The following is a 17,079-nucleotide window of genomic DNA, read 5'->3' on the forward strand; positions in this document are numbered from 1 at the left end:
CGGCACGCGGGCCGGGCCGCCCTCATGGGCCCGCTACACGTTGAAGCGGAACTCCACCACGTCCCCGTCCTGCATCACGTAGTCCTTGCCCTCCATGCGGGCCTTGCCCTTGGCGCGGGCCTCGGCCACCGAGCCGGTCTCCATCAGGTCGGCGAAGGAGATGACCTCCGCCTTGATGAAGCCCTTCTGGAAGTCCGTGTGGATCACGCCCGCCGCCTCCGGGGCCGTGGCGCCCTTCTTGATGGTCCAGGCGCGGGATTCCTTCGGGCCGGCCGTCAGGTAGGTCTGCAGGCCCAGGGTGTCGAAGCCGACGCGGGCGAGGGTGGCCAGGCCCGGCTCCTCGGCGCCGACGGACTCCAGGAGCTCCAGGGCGTCCTCCTCGTCCAGTTCGGCGAGGTCCTGCTCCAGCTTGGCGTTGAGGAAGATCGCCTCGCCCGGGGCGACCAGGGCGCGCTGGCGCTCCTTGAACTCCTCGTCGACCAGTTCGTCCTCGTCGACGTTGAAGACGTACAGGAACGGCTTCGTCGTCAACAGGTGCAGGTCGTGCAGGAGTTCGGCGCGCTCGCTGCCCTGGAGGATGCCCTGGGCGAAGAGGGTGTCGCCCCGCTCCAGGATCTCCTTGGCCTCCTCGACGGCCTTGACCTTCGGGCCGATGTCCTTCTTGATCCGCGAGTCCTTCTGGAGGCGCGGCAGGACCTTCTCGATGGTCTGGAGGTCGGCGAGGATCAGCTCGGTGTTGATCGTCTCGATGTCGTCCTTCGGCGAGACCTTGCCGTCGACGTGCACGACGTTCTCGTCCTGGAACGCGCGGATGACCTGGCAGATCGCGTCGGACTCGCGGATGTTCGCGAGGAACTTGTTGCCGAGCCCCTCGCCCTCGCTCGCGCCGCGCACGATGCCCGCGATGTCGACGAAGTCGACCGTCGCCGGGATGATCCGCTCCGACTTGAAGACCGCGGCGAGCTGCGCGAGGCGGCCGTCCGGGACGCCCACGACGCCGACGTTCGGCTCGATGGTGGCGAACGGGTAGTTGGCCGCGAGCACGTCGTTCTTGGTCAGGGCGTTGAACAGGGTCGACTTGCCGACATTGGGCAGACCGACGATTCCGATCGTGAGCGACACGTTGCGACTTCCCGTACGTGAGGAGGAGGGGCGGGGCGGGGTGCGGGCGGCTGCGGAGCGCCGGGGCCGATCCACCAGTCTACGGCGTGCCGGACGGGCTCCCGGCGACGGATCGAACGCCCTTTCAAGGTCGTCTCCCCGGCGTGTCCCAGAGTCTGTTCGGCACATAAAACGACCTAAGTTGGTCCGGTGGAGCAACACAGGACGCGACCCCCACGGCCCGGCGCACGGCGCGGCACGCCCGGCACGCCTCCCCTGCCCCCGCAGGCGGGCAGGGCGCGGGGCGACGGCGGCCGTACGCGGCCCGCCCGCCCCGGGCTGCCCGGCCCCGGCACGGGCGCCGGCGCGGACGGCTCGGCCAAGCGGCGTCCGGGCCCGCAGCGCCGGCCCCCGCAGTCCCCGGCGCCGTCGGCCCGGCGGCTGCCCAACCCGCGGCTGACCCGGCTGGGCGGCGGGGTGTTCGCGGCGGTGGTCATGTTCCTGCTGGGGTGCCTGGACGAGCTGCTGTTCGGGGCGTCGCTCACCGCGTACGGGGCGCTGTTCGTACCGGTGTGCGCGCTGACCGCGTTCTGGGTGCGCTCGGGCGACCTGACGACCGCGCCCGTCGTGGTGCCGATCGCGTTCGCCGTGGGTCTGCTGGCCGTCGCGGAGGGCGGCGAGGGGGTCTCCGGGCACGCCGTGGGGCTGGTCACCGCGCTGTCCACGGAGGTCGGCTGGCTCTACGCGGGCACCCTGCTCGCGGTCGTGATCGTGCTGGTGCGCCGGGTGCGGCTGCTGGGCCGCCGTCGGGCGGCCGCCGCCCGGCAGGCGTCGCAGGCGTCCCCGGCGCAGTCCCCCGGAACATGAGGGCAGGTGGCCGGACGGGCTGTCCCGTCCGGCCACCTGCCGGGGAAGTAGCGTTCTCCGGCCGTCCGCCGGAGAGAAGAGACCGACGCGCGCGTCAGTCCGTCGTCGCCGCGTGCATCGCCGCGCCGACGATGCCCGCGTTGTTCTGGAGCTGGGCCGGGACGATCTCGGCCTTGATGCCCTTGATGTGCGGCAGGAACTTCTCCGCCTTGCGGCTCACACCGCCCCCCACGATGAACAGCTCGGGCGAGAACAGCATCTCCACGTGGGCCAGGTACTTCTGGACGCGGTGCGCCCAGTGCTCCCACGAGAGGTCGTTGTCCTCCTTGGCCTTGCTGGAGGCCTTGGTCTCCGCGTCGTGGCCGTGCAGCTCCAGGTGCCCCAGTTCGGTGTTGGGCACCAGGGTGCCGTTCACGAAGAGGGCGCTGCCGATGCCCGTGCCGAAGGTGAGCAGGATGACGGTGCCCTTGCGGCCCTTGCCCGCGCCGAAGCTCATCTCGGCGACGCCGGCCGCGTCCGCGTCGTTGACGACCGTGACCTCGTGGCCGCCGAGCCGCTCGCTGATGAGGGCACTCGCGTCCGTGTCGATCCAGCTCTTGTCGACGTTGGCCGCCGTGCGGATCGTCGAGCCGCCGGTGACGACACCGGGGAACGTGATCCCGACCGGGCCCGTCCAGCCGAAGTGGTCGACCACTTCCTTCACGCTGTCCGCCACGCCGTCGGGCACGGCCGGGTGCGGAGTCAGCACCTTGTAACGCTCGTCCGCGAGGTCGCCCCTGTCCAGGTCCACAGGGGCGCCCTTGATACCGGACCCACCGATGTCCACGCCGAAGATCTGCATGGCACCACGTTACGACGAGGGACGCAGGGTCACTTGTCCAGGTTGCCGGAACCACCGCGGCCGGCGGCCAGCGCCGCGGCCTCCTCGCGCAGGTCGCGCCGGAGTTCCTTCGGCAGCGAGAAGACGATGGACTCCTCGGCGGCCTTCACGATCTCCACGTCGTCGAAGCCGTGCGTGGTGAGGTACTCCAGGACCTGCTCGACCAGGACCTCCGGGACGGACGCGCCGGACGTCACGCCGACCGTGCTCACGCCCTCCAGCCAGGCGTCGTCGATCTCGTCGGCGAAGTCCACCAGGTAGGCCTCGCGGGCGCCGGCCAGCTTCGCGACCTCGACGAGGCGCACGGAGTTGGAGGAGTTGCGGGAGCCGACCACGATGACCAGTTCGGCCTCGGCGCCCATCTGCTTCACGGCCTGCTGGCGGTTCTGCGTGGCGTAGCAGATGTCGTCGCTGGGCGGCGAGATGAGCTGCGGGAACTTGTCCTTCAGGGCGTCGACCGTCTCCATCGTCTCGTCGACGGAGAGGGTGGTCTGCGACAGCCAGACCACGCGGGAGGGGTCGCGGACCTCGACGTTGGCGACGTCGCCGGGACCGTCGACGAGCTGGATGTGGTCGGGGGCCTCGCCGGAGGTGCCGATGACCTCCTCGTGCCCCTCGTGGCCGATCAGCAGGATGTCGTAGTCGTCGTTCGCGAAGCGGACGGCTTCCTTGTGGACCTTGGTGACCAGCGGGCAGGTCGCGTCGATCGTGGCGAGGTTGCCGCGCTCGGCCTCGTCGTGGACGGCCGGGGCGACGCCGTGCGCGGAGAACATGACGATGTTGCCCGGGGGCACCTCCTCCGTCCGTTCGACGAAGACGGCACCCTTCTTCTCCAGGGTCTGCACGACGTACTTGTTGTGGACGATCTCGTGCCGGACGTAGACCGGAGCGCCGTACTGCTCCAGGGCCTTCTCGACGGCGATCACGGCGCGGTCCACACCCGCGCAGTAGCCCCGGGGGGCGGCGAGCAGGACGCGGCGGCGGGGCGAAGCAGTCATGGCACCCATCGTAAGGCCGCGCTCGGCGGGTCAAAGGTCCCCTCCTCGGAGAGACTGGCCGGGAGGTGGGGAGGGGCGGGAACGACGCGACTCGCGGAGGCACTGATGTCCCACAACGCAACGGCCGTTCCCCCGGCCGGCGGCGACGGCGGCGAGGGCGCCGCCGACGGCACGGGCGGCCTGCGCCGCACCCTGGGTTTCCGGGACCTGGTGGTCTACGGACTGCTGTTCATCGCGCCCATGGCACCGGTCGGCGTGTTCGGCACGCTGGACGCCAAGTCGCACGGCGCGGTCGCGCTCGTCTACGTCGTGGCGACCGTGGCCATGGCGTTCACCGCCTTCAGCTACGCCCAGATGGTCCGGGTGGTGCCGCAGGCCGGCTCGGTCTTCGCGTACGCGCGTGCCGGCCTCGGCAAGGACGCCGGGTTCGTCGCGGGGTGGATGGCGATGCTGGACTACCTGCTCATCCCCGCGGTCGCCTACCTGTTCTCCGGGATCGCGATGAACTCGCTGGTGCCGGAGGTCTCGCGCTGGGTGTGGACGGCGATCGCGGTCGTCGTGACGACCGCGCTGAACCTGTGGGGCGTACGGGTCGCGGCCCGCGTCGGGTTCCTCGTCCTGGCGCTGGAGATCGCCGTGCTGCTGGTGTTCGTGGTGTCGGCGATCGTGGTGCTCGTGCGGGACGGCGCCGAGCGCGGCTGGCTGTCGCCGTTCTCCGGGGACGGCACGCAGGGCGCGTTCGCGCTGTCGGCGGTGGTCGGCGCGGTGTCGGTGGCCGTCCTGTCGTACCTGGGCTTCGACGCGATCGCCTCGTTCGCGGAGGAGGTCACCGGCGGTTCGCAGCGGGTGGCACGGGCGCTGCTGTTCTGCCTGGCGCTCGCGGGCGTCCTGTTCGTCGCGCAGACGTACCTGGTGGCGCTGCTCGAACCGATGACGTCGGCCCAGCTCGCCGCCGACCCGGACGCGCAGGGCTCCGCCTTCTACGACGCCGTGGACGCCTCGGTGGGCACCTGGCTGCACGACCTGGTGGCCGCGAGCAAGGCGCTCGGGGCGGCCTTCGCGGCGCTGGCCGGGCAGGCGGCCGCCGGGCGGCTGCTGTTCGCGATGGGCAGGGACCGGCGGCTGCCGCGGTTCCTGTCGCGCACGGAGGGCGGGGTGCCGCGGCCGGCGCTGGCGTGCGCGGCCGTGATCACGCTGGTCGCGGCGGTGTGGGCGGCGCGGCGGGACGACGGGCTCGACGTGCTGACGTCGGTGGTGAACGTGGGCGCGCTGACCGCGTTCACCCTGCTGCACGCGAGCGTCGTGGGCTGGTTCGTGGTGCGGCACCGGGGCGCGGGGCCGGTGAACTGGTTCAAGCACCTGGTGGTGCCGGTGATCGGCGCGGCGATCACGATCGCGGTGATCGTCGAGGCGTCCGGTACGGCGCAGGTGGTGGGCGCGGTGTGGCTGGTGCTGGGCCTGCTGGTGCTGGCCACCCGGCGGGGCGTCGGACCCGCCGAGGGCTGACACCGGCCCGGCAGGCGCGCCGGGCCGGTGTCCCTCCCGGTCAGGCCTCGTGGTCGCCGCGGCGGCGGCGCGCGGTCCAGACGGTGAGCGCGGTGCCGGCGGCGGCGATCAGCGCGGCGACGCCACCGAGGGCGTAGAGCGAGGTGCGCTGCTCACCCGTGTTGGCGAGGTGCCCGCCGTTGCCGTGACCGTGGCCGCCGTGGTCGCCGTGGTCGCCCCCGTCGTCGCCGTAACCGCCCTGATGGCCGCCGCCGTGGCCGTGGCCGTGCGTGGGGCTCTGGCTCGGGTGCGGGCCGTGCGAGTGGCTCGGGTGCGGGCCGTGGGAATGGTGCGGCCCGTGCGACGGGTACGGGTGCGGCCCGTGCGAGTGGTGCGGCCAGTGCGACGGGCGCGGCTTGTGGGTCGGCGGCACGACGGGCATCGACGTCGACGGACTCGGCGACGGGGTCGGCGTGGAGGTGTCCGTGGGTGTCGGCGTGGGGGTGTCCGTGGGTGTCGGCGTGGGCGAATCCGTCGGCGTCGGCGAATCCGTCGGCGTCGGGGACGTCGTCGTGTCCGACGGGCTCGGTGACGGGGTCCCGTCGTCGCACGAGATGTCGGCGGCGAACGGGAAGTAGTGGATCTCGCCCGCGTTCACCGCGTCGCTGCGGTCGCTGTTCAGCGGCCCCGCGACCAGGGACTTCACGATGATGTCGCCCTCGATGTTGGAGGCGTCGAGGTCGGTGAGGTCGGCGCGGGGCGCGTAGACGGTGCCCTCCACCGTGTCGCCCGTCGCGATGGTGATGTTCGTGGCGTCCGGGAAGTTCCACAGGATGTACGGGGCCTGCGCGCCCGAGACGCCCGCGAGGGTCGGGGTGTCCCACGTGAAGTCGCCGCCCACGCCGGTGGTGTCCACGTCGATGACGAGCGGGGTGTCGGCGTCGGGCTGGTTCAGGAAGGTGAGGACGCCGATGTTGTTGAGCTGCTCGGCGGTCAGGTGCAGCACGTTCGTCTCGCCCGGGGTGAGGGAGATCGCGACGTTGGCGCCCTCGGCGATGTTCTCCTGGTCCGGCAGCGGATCGCCCGCCGTGTCGCGCAGCACCACGTTGTCCGCGCAGGCGGCCATGGCGTCGGAGCGGTCGCGGTAGTCGGAGAAGAGGGACGTGAAGTCCATCAGGTCGGCGGGCCCAACGGAGGACACCGGCTGCTGGGTGGTGAGGCCGATGCGCGGCGTCGCGTCGTAGGGGTCGGCGAGCGCGTCGACGTGCGTGTCGACGGACGCGCCGTTGGCGTCCTCGTTGAGGGCGTGCCCGTTGGACATGTCGCCGATCTTCACGTAGCCGCCGCTGAGCACCGACAGGACGCCGTTCGGGCTGCTGGCCGCGTAGTCGACCCTGCCGCCGACGAGCAGCGCGGTGGGGCTGGAGTCGCCGGGCGCGACGTAGCTGCCCGTGTCGTTGAGGGCGACGTTGTAGCCGGGGCCGAAGCTGAGGTTGCCGCCGATCGCGACGGGCCCCTCCGACTCGGTGGCACCGAGCACGGCGTCGCCCTCGGTGACCACGCCGAAGCCGTTGCTGCCGGCCACCGGGTTGCCGACGCTGACCGTGTCGCGGGCGACTGCGCCGGTCGTCGCGGCGGCGAGCGCGGCCACCGCGAGCGTGCCCGACCCGACCGTGCACGCCGTGAACAGCACGGCGTTCCGGGCCCGGGTGGACACCGCGACATTCCTGGCATGTGTGACTCTTGTCATATTTCGACGCTAAAAGTACCGGCCGGTCACGGGCGGGCGCCACGCCGGGCCCCTCGCCTGACGCCGTCCAAAGGACGCTCCGACGGCGCCGGGCGCACACCCGGCGCGCGGCGGCGCGCGCCGGGTCGCACCACGCCCCACCCCGTCGCACCGCAGACGCCCGGACCGCACCGGCGCTGTCGGCACCGGGGGCTACGCTCACCGGCATGGCTGTGAACACGTCCGCCGACACCCCCATGCCCGTGGGCCAGGTCTCGCGGCTGATCGGGGGCTGGATCGACCGGCTCGGCGCGGTCTGGGTGGAGGGGCAGATCACCCAGCTCTCCCGGCGGCCGGGCGCGGGCGTCGTCTTCCTGACCCTGCGCGACCCCTCGCAGGACATCTCGGTGAGCGTGACCTGCTTCCGTCAGGTGTTCGAGCAGGTGGCGGACGTGGTCGGCGAGGGGGCCCGGGTCGTCGTCCTCGCGAAACCCGAGTGGTACGCGCCGCGCGGACAGCTCTCCCTGCGGGCCACCGAGATAAGGCCGGTGGGCGTCGGGGAACTGCTGGCCCGCCTCGAACGGCTGAAGAAGTCGCTCGCGGAGGAGGGACTGTTCTCCGCCGCGCGCAAGAAGCCGCTGCCGTTCCTGCCGCAGCTGATCGGGCTGGTCTGCGGGCGCGCCTCGGCCGCCGAGCGGGACGTCCTGGAGAACGCCCGGCACCGCTGGCCCGCCGTCCGCTTCGAGGTGCGCAACGTCCCCGTCCAGGGCGTGCACGCCGTGCCCCAAGTAGTGGGTGCTGTGCGGGAGTTGGATGCCATGGACGAGGTCGACGTGATCATCGTGGCGCGCGGCGGCGGCAGCGTGGAGGACCTGCTGCCGTTCTCCGACGAGGAGCTGGTGCGCACCGTCGCCTCCTGCCGCACGCCCGTGGTGTCCGCGATCGGGCACGAGCCGGACACCCCGCTGCTCGACTACGTGGCCGACCTGCGCGCCTCGACCCCGACCGACGCGGCGAAGCGGGTCGTGCCGGACGTGGGCGAGGAGTACGAGCGGGTACGGCTGCTGCGGAACCGGGCGCTGCGGTGCGTCGAGGGCTTCCTCGACCGGGAGGAGCGGGGCCTCGCGCACGCGCTGTCGCGGCCCTCGATGGAGGACCCGCACCGCATGGTCGACGACCGCGCGGACCAGGTGGCCGCGCTGCTCGACCGGGGCCGGCGCACCCTCGGCCACCTGCTGGACCGCGCCGACTCCGAGCTGACGCACACCCGCGCGCGCGTGGTGGCCCTCTCCCCCGCCGCCACCCTGCGGCGCGGGTACGCGGTGCTCCAGCGCGCGGACGGTCACGTGGTCCGCGACCCGGACGACGTGACCGGCGGCGATGCGCTGCGCGCGCGGGTCGCCGAGGGCGAGTTCTCCGTACGAGTCGACACATAGGGTGGACGCATGACCGGCACAACGGACGAGGCGAAGGCGCCGGGCGCTGCCGACGCCCTCGGGTACGAGCAGGCGCGGGACGAACTCATCGAGGTCGTCCGGCGGCTGGAGGCGGGCGGCACCACGCTGGAGGAGTCGCTCGCGCTGTGGGAGCGCGGCGAGGAACTGGCGAAGGTCTGCCGCCGCTGGCTGGACGGGGCGCGGGCCCGGCTGGACGCGGCGCTCGCCGAGGAGGCCGGGGCGGAGGAGCAGCGCGCGTCCGCCTCCGCCGACGACTGATCCGACCGCCCGCGCGGGCCGCGCGCCCCGCCGGATCGGGCCCGCCCCGCACGGCGCGCGGCGGCCGTCGACCGCCGTGATCCGCTTCACTCCTGTGAGGCGGATCACTGCGCTCCGCAATTTGTTGAACCTTGAACTTTAATCGCGTACCGTCGGCCTGTCAGTCGATCCGGGCCTCCGCGCCCGACGCTCTTCCGAGAAGGTTCCCATGTCTCTCGCCCTTGACCCCGCCGCCCAGGACCTCCTGTTCCGCGAGGCCCGCACCGCGAACACCTTCACCGACGAGCCGGTGACCGACGAGCAGGTGCAGGCGATCTACGACCTGGTCAAGTACGGCCCGACGTCGATGAACCAGTCGCCGCTGCGCGTCACGCTGGTCCGTTCCCCGGAGGCCCGCGAGCGCCTGGTCGCGCTCATGGCCGAGGGCAACCAGCCGAAGACCGCCGCCGCCCCGCTGGTCGCCATCCTCTCCGCCGACAACGAGTTCCACGAGGAACTCCCGCAGCTCTTCCCGCACTTCCCCGCGGCGAAGGACGCCATCTTCGGCGAGCGCGGCGTGCGCGAGCCCAGCGCGGTGCTCAACGCCACGCTCCAGGCCGCCTACTTCATCGTCGGCATCCGGGCCGCCGGTCTGGCCGCCGGCCCGATGACCGGCCTGGACTTCGCGGGCGTCCAGAAGGAGTTCCTGGACGACGACCACACCCCGCTGATGGTCGTCAACATCGGCAAGCCGGGCGAGGACGCCTGGTTCCCGCGCTCCCCGCGCCTGGAGTACGACCAGGTCGTCACGACGGTCTGAGCACCGCCCCACGCGCCCCGCGCGCGTGAACCGCGCAGGAACGACGAAGGCTCCCGGCGAGTACGCCGGGAGCCTTCGCGCCGTCGTGGGGAGGGCCGAACGCCCGCCCGGGAGGCGGTGGTTCAGGAGGTGGACAGCGCGCCCGCCATGGTGGCCAGCTGCGTGAAGGACCCGGTGCCCGCGACGACCGTCGTCGAGCCCTTCGGGCCCTCCAGGACCAGCGCGTCGTAACGGCCGCCGGTGTAGCGGGTCCAGGTCTGTCCGTCTATCCGCTCGGTCTTCGTCGTCGCCCTCGCGCCCTGGCTGGCGTCGTCGATGAAGGCGGAGCGCTTCTGCACGGACTGCTCGACCGCCACGTACTCGCCGTCCGGCGCCCGGAACCCGATGTGCCACGCGTCGCCCTGGTCGCCCTGGTAGCGCACCGAGGTCGCCTTCCAGGTCGCGGGCAGGCCCTCGGGGGCCGCCACCGGGTAGGACGCCGCACGCCGGGCCGTCAGCAGCTCGACGCTGTAGTCGACCCGGGGGAGGTCGGGCTCCGAGTCGTCGTGCGGGATGAAGATGTAGATGACGCCCGCCATCAGCACGATCAGGGCCAGGGACAGGATCATGTCCCGGACCGTCTTCTGCTTGCCTTTCGCACCTGCCACGCGTCTATCGTCGCAGGTGCCCCGCCCGCTCATCCGTGGGGCCCCCTGCTCATTTTGTCAGCCTGGCGATAGAGTCGTGGCCATACCCTCATCCGGCCGTCGTCGTACAGGGAAGGTGCGTTCCGATGACCGAGCATCAAATGCCGTCCGAACTCGAAGTCCCCTCCGAAGCCCCCGACCGCAACCTCGCCCTGGAGCTCGTCCGGGTCACCGAGGCCGCCGCCATGGCCGCCGGCCGATGGGTCGGCCGCGGTGACAAGAACGGCGCCGACGGCGCCGCCGTCCGCGCCATGCGCACCCTCGTCCACACCGTCTCGATGAACGGCATCGTCGTCATCGGCGAGGGCGAGAAGGACGAGGCCCCGATGCTCTTCAACGGGGAGCGCGTGGGCGACGGGACCGGGCCCGAGTGCGACATCGCCGTCGACCCGATCGACGGCACCACGCTGACCGCGGCGGGCATGACCAACGCCATCGCCGTGCTCGCCGCCGCCGACCGCGGATCGATGTTCGACCCGTCGGCGGTCTTCTACATGGACAAGCTGGTCACCGGCCCCGAGGCCGCGGACTTCGTGGACATCGACGCCCCGGTGTCGGTCAACATCCGCCGGGTCGCCAAGGCGAAGCGCCGCACGCCCGAGGACGTCACCGTGGTGGTGCTCGACCGGCCGCGGCACCAGAGCCTCATCAAGGAGATCCGGGAGACCGGCGCCCGCATCAAGCTCATCTCCGACGGCGACGTCGCCGGGTCGATCCTGGCGCTGCGCGAGGGCACCGGCGTCGACCTGCTCCTCGGCATCGGCGGCACCCCCGAGGGCATCATCTCGGCGTGCGCCGTGAAGTGCCTGGGCGGCACCATCCAGGGCAAGCTCTGGCCGAAGGACGACGAGGAGCGGCAGCGCGCGCTCGACGCCGGGCACGACCTGGACCGGGTGCTGACCACCAACGACCTGGTCTCCGGCGAGAACGTCTTCTTCGTGGCCACCGGGATCACCGACGGCGAACTGCTGCGCGGGGTGCGCTACCGCTCGGAGACGGCGCTGACGGACTCGATCGTGATGCGCTCCAAGTCGGGCACGGTGCGCCGGATCGACTCCGAGCACCGGCTGAGCAAGCTGCGCGCGTACAGCGCGATCGACTTCGACCGCGCGAAGTAGGCGGGGACGGATCGCACGACGCCGGGGCGCTCCTTGTGCGGAGGGGCGCCCCCGTCCGCGGTCCGCAGGCGCACGGGACAAGGGACTTGCGGGGTGGAGGAAGAACCGGAGGCCGGCCGGCGGGCCGCGGGAGGGCTAACCGGCCGCCGCTATGCGGCCGTCGGTGCGGGCCGCCTTCTTCAGCTCCAGGTCGCGGCGGCGGCGCCGGGCCAGCACCACCCGGCGCTCGGCGGCGGTCAGACCGCCCCAGACGCCGTACGGCTCGGGCTGGAGCAGCGCGTGCTCGCGGCACTCGACCATCACGGGACAGCGGGCGCAGACCCGCTTGGCGGCCTCCTCGCGGGAGAGCCGCGCGGCGGTGGGTTCCTTGGACGGTGCGAAGAACAGGCCGGCCTCGTCGCGCCGGCACACCGCCTCGGTGTGCCACGGCGCGTCCTGGTCCCTGTCTGGCACCCGTACCCGCTGGGCGGGTACGGCGGCGACCTGCAAGGACGAATGCGACGGTTGCAGCACGGCCTACTCCTGACGACGGCTTCGCAAGCGAGAGACGATGGGGCAAGCCCTACCCGCTGTGCGCGCGCCTATGCACTGAGTTCCGAACCGCCGGGCCCTCCGGCGCACCATGCGGCGGCCCGCACCGGGCGCGCCAACACCCTTGGCGCGCGGCCGAGTTCACGTCCGCCGGGCGTGCGCCGGTCAGCGGTCCAGGTGCTTGCGCAGCTTCCGTTCGACCTTGGCGTTGACGCGGTCGAGGATGTCCACGACCAGCTTGCCGCGCCGGGGCTTGGCCTCCACGTTGCCGAGGACCGCCCAGCCGTCCACGTAGACCACGGGGGCGTCCGGGTCGACCGAGTCCAGCGTGTCCACCTCGAAGTTGCCGAGGACGCCGCCGCCGGTGCCGCGCAGCGAGACGTTCTCCGGGACGCGTATCTCCACGTTGCCGAACACCGACACCGCCTTGATGACGACCTGCTGGTACTCGAAGACCGCCTCGCTGAGGTCGATCTCGACGTTGCCGAAGACGGAGTACGCGTGCAGCCTGCGGCCCACCCGCCAGCGGCCCTTGCGCGCGGCGGTGCTGAAGACCGCCACCACGTTCTCCTCGGCGTCCAGGGGTATCGCGCCCGGTGTGGGGCGGTTGGGCGCGGACGCGGGGCCCCGCGGCACGCGCTGCTGGCCGGCGGGCAGGTCCCGGATGAAGACCTCCAGCTCGCCCGCGGTGCGCGCCGCGAGCACCCCCTCGACACGCTCCGCGTGCTCGTCGGGGGTCAGCCGGCCCTCGGCGAGGGCGTCCCGCAGGATGTCGGCGATCCGGTCGCGGTCGGCGTCCGAGGCGCGGAGTTCGGCGGCCGGGGCGCGATGGTCGGCGACGCGCGGCGCGGTCTGCTTCTGAAGGTCCACGGCAGCAGAGTACCCAAACGCGATAGATCGCGACTACCCCCCGTCGCGAGCCTGTGGAAAACCCGGCGCGGGCCCCCGTCCGCCCGCCTGGAGATCCCGCACGGCTCCAACTGAGTCTTACCTAACAAAGCCGCCGCTCCGGGGCGGGTTCTACGCTGGTGGGCGCTGACACGGAGGTCAGCCGCCGTCTGTCGAGTGAGGAATGGGCGCCATGCCTGAGTTCGCGTACACCGATCTGCTCCCCCAGGGAGAGGACACCACCCCGTACCGGCTGGTGACCTCCGAGGGTGTCTCCACCTTCGAGGCCGACGGGCGCACCTTCCTCAAGGTCGAGCCGGAGGCCCTGCGCAAGCTGGCCGAGGAGGCGATCCACGACATCCAGCACTACCTGCGCCCCGCCCACCTCGCGCAGCTGCGCAGGATCATCGACGACCCCGAGGCGTCCGGCAACGACAAGTTCGTCGCGCTGGACCTGCTGAAGAACGCGAACATCGCGGCGGCCGGCGTGCTGCCCATGTGCCAGGACACCGGCACCGCGATCGTCATGGGCAAGCGCGGGCAGAACGTGCTGACCTCCGGCGAGGACGAGAAGGCGCTGTCGCACGGCATCTACGACGCGTACACGCGCCTGAACCTGCGCTACTCGCAGATGGCCCCGGTCACCATGTGGGAGGAGAAGAACACCGGCTCCAACCTCCCGGCGCAGATCGAGCTGTACGCGACCGACGGCGGCGCCTACAAGTTCCTCTTCATGGCCAAGGGCGGCGGCTCCGCCAACAAGTCGTTCCTGTACCAGGAGACGAAGGCCGTCCTCAACGAGTCCTCCATGATGAAGTTCCTGGAGGAGAAGATCCGTTCGCTCGGCACGGCCGCCTGCCCGCCGTACCACCTGGCGATCGTCGTCGGCGGCACCAGTGCCGAGTACGCGCTGAAGACCGCCAAGTACGCGTCCGCGCACTACCTCGACAACGTGCCGTCCGAGGGTTCCGCGCTGGGGCACGGCTTCCGCGACCAGGAGCTGGAGCGGAAGGTCTTCGAGCTGACGCAGAGGATCGGCATCGGCGCGCAGTTCGGCGGCAAGTACTTCTGCCACGACGTGCGCGTGGTGCGCCTGCCCCGGCACGGCGCGTCCTGCCCGGTGGCCATCGCCGTGTCGTGCTCGGCGGACCGCCAGGCCGTCGCGAAGATCACCGCCGAGGGCGTCTTCCTGGAGCAGCTGGAGACGGACCCGGCGCGGTTCCTGCCCGAGACCACCGACGAGCACCTCGACGACGAGGGCGACGTCGTGCGGATCGACCTGAACCAGCCGATGGACGACATCCTGGCCGAGCTGACGAAGTACCCGGTCAAGACCCGGCTCTCGCTGTCCGGCCCGCTGGTCGTGGCCCGCGACATCGCGCACGCCAAGATCAAGGAACGCCTCGACGCCGGCGAGGAGATGCCGCAGTACCTGAAGGACCACCCGGTGTACTACGCGGGCCCGGCGAAGACCCCCGAGGGCTACGCGTCCGGCTCGTTCGGCCCGACCACGGCCGGCCGGATGGACTCCTACGTGGAGCAGTTCCAGGCGGCGGGCGGCTCGAAGGTGATGCTCGCCAAGGGCAACCGCTCGGCGCAGGTCACGCGCGCGTGCGACGCGCACGGCGGCTTCTACCTCGGCTCGATCGGCGGCCCGGCGGCGCGGCTCGCGCAGGACTGCATCAAGAAGGTCGAGGTCGTCGAGTACGAGGAGCTCGGCATGGAGGCGGTCTGGCGGATCGAGGTCGAGGACTTCCCCGCGTTCGTCGTGGTCGACGACAAGGGCAACGACTTCTTCCAGGCGCCCGCCGAGCCGCCCACGTTCACGTCCATCCCGGTGCGCGGCCCGGGGCTGGCCTAGGGGTACCCCGAGCCGCCCCGGGGGTTCCCGGAGCCGGCTCTCCGGGACGGCCCGGATGTTCCGCACGTCTGCGCGTGTCCGGAACATCCGGGCCGTCCCGTTCGCTGTACGGGTATGAGCGAATACCGGATCGAGCACGACTCGATGGGCGAGGTGAAGGTCCCGGCCGACGCGAAGTGGCGGGCGCAGACGCAGCGGGCGGTGGAGAACTTCCCCGTCTCGGGGCAGCGTCTGGAGCGCGCGCACATCGAGGCGCTGGCCCGGATCAAGGGCGCCGCGGCGAAGGTCAACGCCCGGCTCGGGGTGATCGACAAGGACGTCGCGGAGGCGATCCAGGAGGCCGCCGCCGAGGTCGCGGAGGGCCGCTGGGACGCCGAGTTCCCGGTGGACGTGTTCCAGACCGGGTCCGGCACATCGTCCAACATGAACACCAACGAGGTCCTCGCCACGCTCGCCGGTGAGCGCCTGGGCCGCGCCGTCCACCCCAACGACGACGTCAACGCCTCCCAGTCGTCCAACGACGTCTTCCCCTCCAGCATCCACATCGCGGCCACCGCCGCCGTCACCCGGGACCTGGTGCCGGCCCTGGACCACCTCGCCGAGGCGCTGGAGCGCAAGGCCGAGGAGTTCTCCGACGTGGTCAAGTCGGGCCGTACGCACCTGATGGACGCCACCCCGGTCACCCTGGGCCAGGAGTTCGGCGGCTACGCGGCGCAGATCCGCTACGGCGTCGAGCGGCTCACCGCGTCGCTGCCGCGGCTGGCCGAACTGCCGCTGGGCGGCACGGCGGTGGGCACCGGCATCAACACCCCGCCCGGCTTCTCGGCGGCGGTGATCGAGGAGGTCGCCCGAGCCACGGGGCTGCCGCTGACGGAGGCGCGCAACCACTTCGAGGCGCAGGGCGCGCGCGACGGCATCGTGGAGACCAGCGGGCAGCTCCGCACGGTCGCCGTGGGGCTCACAAAGATCGCGAACGACCTGCGCTGGATGTCCTCGGGACCGCGCACCGGCCTCGCCGAGATCTCCCTGCCCGACCTCCAGCCCGGCTCGTCGATCATGCCGGGCAAGGTCAACCCGGTGATCCCCGAGGCCGTCGTCATGGTGGCCGCGCAGGTCGTGGGCAACGACGCGACGGTCGCGACCGCGGGCGCCGCGGGCAACTTCGAGCTGAACGTCATGCTGCCGGTCATCGCGAAGAACGTCCTGGAGTCCGTGCGGCTGCTCGCCAACGTCTCCCGCCTGCTGGCCGACCGCACGGTCGACGGCATCGTGGCGCACCGCGAACGCGCCCGGGAGTACGCCGAGTCGTCCCCCTCGGTGGTGACGCCGCTGAACAAGTACATCGGGTACGAGGAGGCCGCCAAGGTCGCCAAGAAGTCGCTGGCCGAACGCAAGACGATCCGTCAGGTCGTCCTGGAGGGCGGGTACGTGGAGCGCGGCGACCTCACCGAGGAGCAGCTCGACGCGGCGCTCGATGTCCTCGGGATGACGCACCCGTAACCATTGATCCCCTTGGCGTGAACCGTGACGTGTGCCGCCGCGTCCTATGCCAAGGGCACCTAATATCTGTGCATGGCAGACGACACAGCGGTGGGACGGGGACGGACGGAAGCGGGCGGCTCGGCGGCGTACTGGTCCCCGGGCACCCCCGTCCTGTGGCGCTACCGGGAGAACGCCGGTGACCACTTCCACATCGCCCGCCCCGTGACGGTCGTGCGCGACGACGCCGAACTGCTGGCCGTGTGGCTCGCCCCGGGCACCGAGTGCGTACGGCCGGCGCTGGCGGACGGCTCGCCGGTCGCGCGCGAACCGCTGGAGACCCGGTACACCGCCCCCCGCACGGTCCGCCGCGGCCGCTGGCTCGGCACGGGCGTGCTGAAGCTGGCGCGGCCGGGCGAGCCCTGGTCGGTGTGGCTGTTCTGGGAGCCGGGCTGGCGGTTCAAGAACTGGTACGTGAACCTGGAGCAGCCGCTTGCCCGTTGGGACGGCGGGGTCGACTCCGAGGATCATTTCCTGGACATCGACGTGCAGCCGGACCACAGTTGGCACTGGCGCGACGAGGACGAGTTCGCGCAGGCCCAGCGGGACGGCCTGATGGACCGTGACCTCGCCGAACGCGTACGGGCGGCGGGACGGTCCGCGGTGGGGGTGATCAGGGCATGGGGCTCGCCGTTCGCCGACGGCTGGGAGCGCTGGCGGCCCGATCCGGCGTGGGCTGTACCGTCACTCCCGGAGGACTGGGACCGCACTCCCGCGCACGCGTCCTCGTGAGACCCTTGAAGAGCCCCCGGGCACGAAACGTAGGATCGTCCTCCGCAAGGGTGCTCGGCACCAACCTCCGCAGTTCCAACCGGGCTTGACCAACCGTCACCGAGGGGCGGCACGACGTGAGCGAGGGCGAAGAGGGCAACACCGGCCGGG

At 71.9% G+C, this 17,079-nt stretch carries 16 protein-coding genes; 9 read left to right on the forward strand and 7 right to left on the reverse strand.

Features of this window, described 5'->3' with window-relative positions; translation table 11 throughout:
* Positions 1-33: 33 nt before the first annotated feature.
* Entirely contained in the window at positions 34-1,122 is a 1,089-nt protein-coding gene (gene ychF, locus ACFZA0_RS31595) for a redox-regulated ATPase YchF (protein WP_391023311.1), read from the reverse strand.
* 189 nt (positions 1,123-1,311) lie between these two features.
* Here ychF and ACFZA0_RS31600 point away from each other — a divergent pair, with 189 nt between their 5' ends.
* On the forward strand, positions 1,312-1,968 hold the full coding sequence (locus ACFZA0_RS31600) for a DUF6542 domain-containing protein (protein ID WP_391023313.1): 657 nt from the start codon (positions 1,312-1,314) through the stop codon (positions 1,966-1,968).
* A 94-nt stretch (positions 1,969-2,062) separates the two neighbouring features.
* Here the strand turns inward: ACFZA0_RS31600 and ppgK are convergent, their stop codons facing one another.
* Both ppgK and ACFZA0_RS31610 read right to left on the reverse strand, forming a co-directional pair.
* A complete protein-coding gene (gene ppgK, locus ACFZA0_RS31605) occupies positions 2,063-2,809 on the reverse strand; it encodes a polyphosphate--glucose phosphotransferase (RefSeq protein WP_391023315.1) in 747 nt (248 codons plus the stop codon).
* A gap of 29 nt (positions 2,810-2,838) precedes the next feature.
* Complete coding sequence (locus tag ACFZA0_RS31610) at positions 2,839-3,855, reverse strand: 4-hydroxy-3-methylbut-2-enyl diphosphate reductase (RefSeq protein ID WP_391023317.1); 1,017 nt, start codon at positions 3,853-3,855, stop codon at positions 2,839-2,841.
* A 96-nt stretch (positions 3,856-3,951) separates the two neighbouring features.
* Between ACFZA0_RS31610 and ACFZA0_RS31615 the strand changes: the two genes are divergently transcribed.
* Positions 3,952-5,352, forward strand: a complete 1,401-nt coding sequence (locus ACFZA0_RS31615; protein ID WP_391023319.1) for an amino acid permease — start codon at positions 3,952-3,954, stop codon at positions 5,350-5,352.
* A 40-nt stretch (positions 5,353-5,392) separates the two neighbouring features.
* On the opposite strand, the gene ACFZA0_RS31620 is transcribed toward ACFZA0_RS31615, so the two are convergent.
* Positions 5,393-7,081, reverse strand: coding sequence for a collagen-binding domain-containing protein (locus tag ACFZA0_RS31620; RefSeq protein ID WP_391023320.1), 1,689 nt, complete (start codon positions 7,079-7,081; stop codon positions 5,393-5,395).
* A 206-nt stretch (positions 7,082-7,287) separates the two neighbouring features.
* Between ACFZA0_RS31620 and xseA the strand changes: the two genes are divergently transcribed.
* From xseA to ACFZA0_RS31635, 3 genes are all read left to right on the forward strand, one after another.
* The gene (xseA, locus tag ACFZA0_RS31625) at positions 7,288-8,496 is read left to right on the forward strand and encodes an exodeoxyribonuclease VII large subunit (RefSeq protein WP_391023322.1); all 1,209 of its coding nucleotides are present in this window, start codon (positions 7,288-7,290) and stop codon (positions 8,494-8,496) included.
* 9 nt (positions 8,497-8,505) lie between these two features.
* The gene (locus ACFZA0_RS31630; RefSeq protein ID WP_391023324.1) at positions 8,506-8,775 is read left to right on the forward strand and encodes an exodeoxyribonuclease VII small subunit; all 270 of its coding nucleotides are present in this window, start codon (positions 8,506-8,508) and stop codon (positions 8,773-8,775) included.
* A 208-nt stretch (positions 8,776-8,983) separates the two neighbouring features.
* Complete coding sequence (locus ACFZA0_RS31635) at positions 8,984-9,574, forward strand: malonic semialdehyde reductase (RefSeq protein ID WP_391023326.1); 591 nt, start codon at positions 8,984-8,986, stop codon at positions 9,572-9,574.
* 122 nt (positions 9,575-9,696) lie between these two features.
* Here ACFZA0_RS31635 and ACFZA0_RS31640 read toward each other — a convergent pair whose 3' ends face one another.
* Entirely contained in the window at positions 9,697-10,221 is a 525-nt protein-coding gene (locus ACFZA0_RS31640) for a DUF4245 family protein (protein ID WP_391023328.1), read from the reverse strand.
* 125 nt (positions 10,222-10,346) lie between these two features.
* Between ACFZA0_RS31640 and glpX the strand changes: the two genes are divergently transcribed.
* Positions 10,347-11,378, forward strand: coding sequence for a class II fructose-bisphosphatase (gene glpX, locus ACFZA0_RS31645; RefSeq protein ID WP_391023330.1), 1,032 nt, complete (start codon positions 10,347-10,349; stop codon positions 11,376-11,378).
* Positions 11,379-11,513: 135 nt separating this feature from the next.
* On the opposite strand, the gene ACFZA0_RS31650 is transcribed toward glpX, so the two are convergent.
* Together ACFZA0_RS31650 and ACFZA0_RS31655 are read right to left on the reverse strand one after the other, a co-directional pair.
* Positions 11,514-11,891 (reverse strand): WhiB family transcriptional regulator, encoded by a 378-nt coding sequence (locus tag ACFZA0_RS31650; RefSeq protein ID WP_391023332.1) that lies wholly within the window; start codon positions 11,889-11,891, stop codon positions 11,514-11,516.
* A gap of 183 nt (positions 11,892-12,074) precedes the next feature.
* On the reverse strand, positions 12,075-12,779 hold the full coding sequence (locus ACFZA0_RS31655) for a DUF1707 domain-containing protein (RefSeq protein ID WP_391023333.1): 705 nt from the start codon (positions 12,777-12,779) through the stop codon (positions 12,075-12,077).
* A 211-nt stretch (positions 12,780-12,990) separates the two neighbouring features.
* On the opposite strand from ACFZA0_RS31655, the gene ACFZA0_RS31660 reads away from it, so the two are divergent.
* From ACFZA0_RS31660 to ACFZA0_RS31670, 3 genes are all read left to right on the forward strand, one after another.
* On the forward strand, positions 12,991-14,658 hold the full coding sequence (locus tag ACFZA0_RS31660; RefSeq protein WP_391023335.1) for a FumA C-terminus/TtdB family hydratase beta subunit: 1,668 nt from the start codon (positions 12,991-12,993) through the stop codon (positions 14,656-14,658).
* 114 nt (positions 14,659-14,772) lie between these two features.
* A complete protein-coding gene (locus ACFZA0_RS31665; RefSeq protein ID WP_391023337.1) occupies positions 14,773-16,158 on the forward strand; it encodes an aspartate ammonia-lyase in 1,386 nt (461 codons plus the stop codon).
* Positions 16,159-16,230: 72 nt separating this feature from the next.
* Entirely contained in the window at positions 16,231-16,929 is a 699-nt protein-coding gene (locus ACFZA0_RS31670) for a DUF402 domain-containing protein (protein WP_391023339.1), read from the forward strand.
* Positions 16,930-17,079: the final 150 nt, after the last annotated feature.

The sequence above is a fragment of the Streptomyces sp. NPDC008150 genome, from assembly GCF_042956945.1.
Classification (GTDB): domain Bacteria; phylum Actinomycetota; class Actinomycetes; order Streptomycetales; family Streptomycetaceae; genus Streptomyces.

Excerpts from the sequence above, each read along its gene's own strand:
- ACFZA0_RS31620 (WP_391023320.1), bottom strand. The coding sequence starts at position 7,081 with ATGACAAGAGTCACACATGCCAGGAATGTCGCGGTGTCCACCCGGGCC.
- ACFZA0_RS31670 (WP_391023339.1), top strand. The coding sequence starts at position 16,231 with ATGGCAGACGACACAGCGGTGGGACGGGGACGGACGGAAGCGGGCGGC.
- ACFZA0_RS31660 (WP_391023335.1), top strand. The coding sequence starts at position 12,991 with ATGCCTGAGTTCGCGTACACCGATCTGCTCCCCCAGGGAGAGGACACC.
- glpX (WP_391023330.1), top strand. The coding sequence starts at position 10,347 with ATGACCGAGCATCAAATGCCGTCCGAACTCGAAGTCCCCTCCGAAGCC.
- ACFZA0_RS31615 (WP_391023319.1), top strand. The coding sequence starts at position 3,952 with ATGTCCCACAACGCAACGGCCGTTCCCCCGGCCGGCGGCGACGGCGGC.
- ACFZA0_RS31665 (WP_391023337.1), top strand. The coding sequence starts at position 14,773 with ATGAGCGAATACCGGATCGAGCACGACTCGATGGGCGAGGTGAAGGTC.
- ACFZA0_RS31635 (WP_391023326.1), top strand. The coding sequence starts at position 8,984 with ATGTCTCTCGCCCTTGACCCCGCCGCCCAGGACCTCCTGTTCCGCGAG.
- ACFZA0_RS31630 (WP_391023324.1), top strand. The coding sequence starts at position 8,506 with ATGACCGGCACAACGGACGAGGCGAAGGCGCCGGGCGCTGCCGACGCC.
- ACFZA0_RS31610 (WP_391023317.1), bottom strand. The coding sequence starts at position 3,855 with ATGGGTGCCATGACTGCTTCGCCCCGCCGCCGCGTCCTGCTCGCCGCC.
- ppgK (WP_391023315.1), bottom strand. The coding sequence starts at position 2,809 with ATGCAGATCTTCGGCGTGGACATCGGTGGGTCCGGTATCAAGGGCGCC.
- xseA (WP_391023322.1), top strand. The coding sequence starts at position 7,288 with ATGGCTGTGAACACGTCCGCCGACACCCCCATGCCCGTGGGCCAGGTC.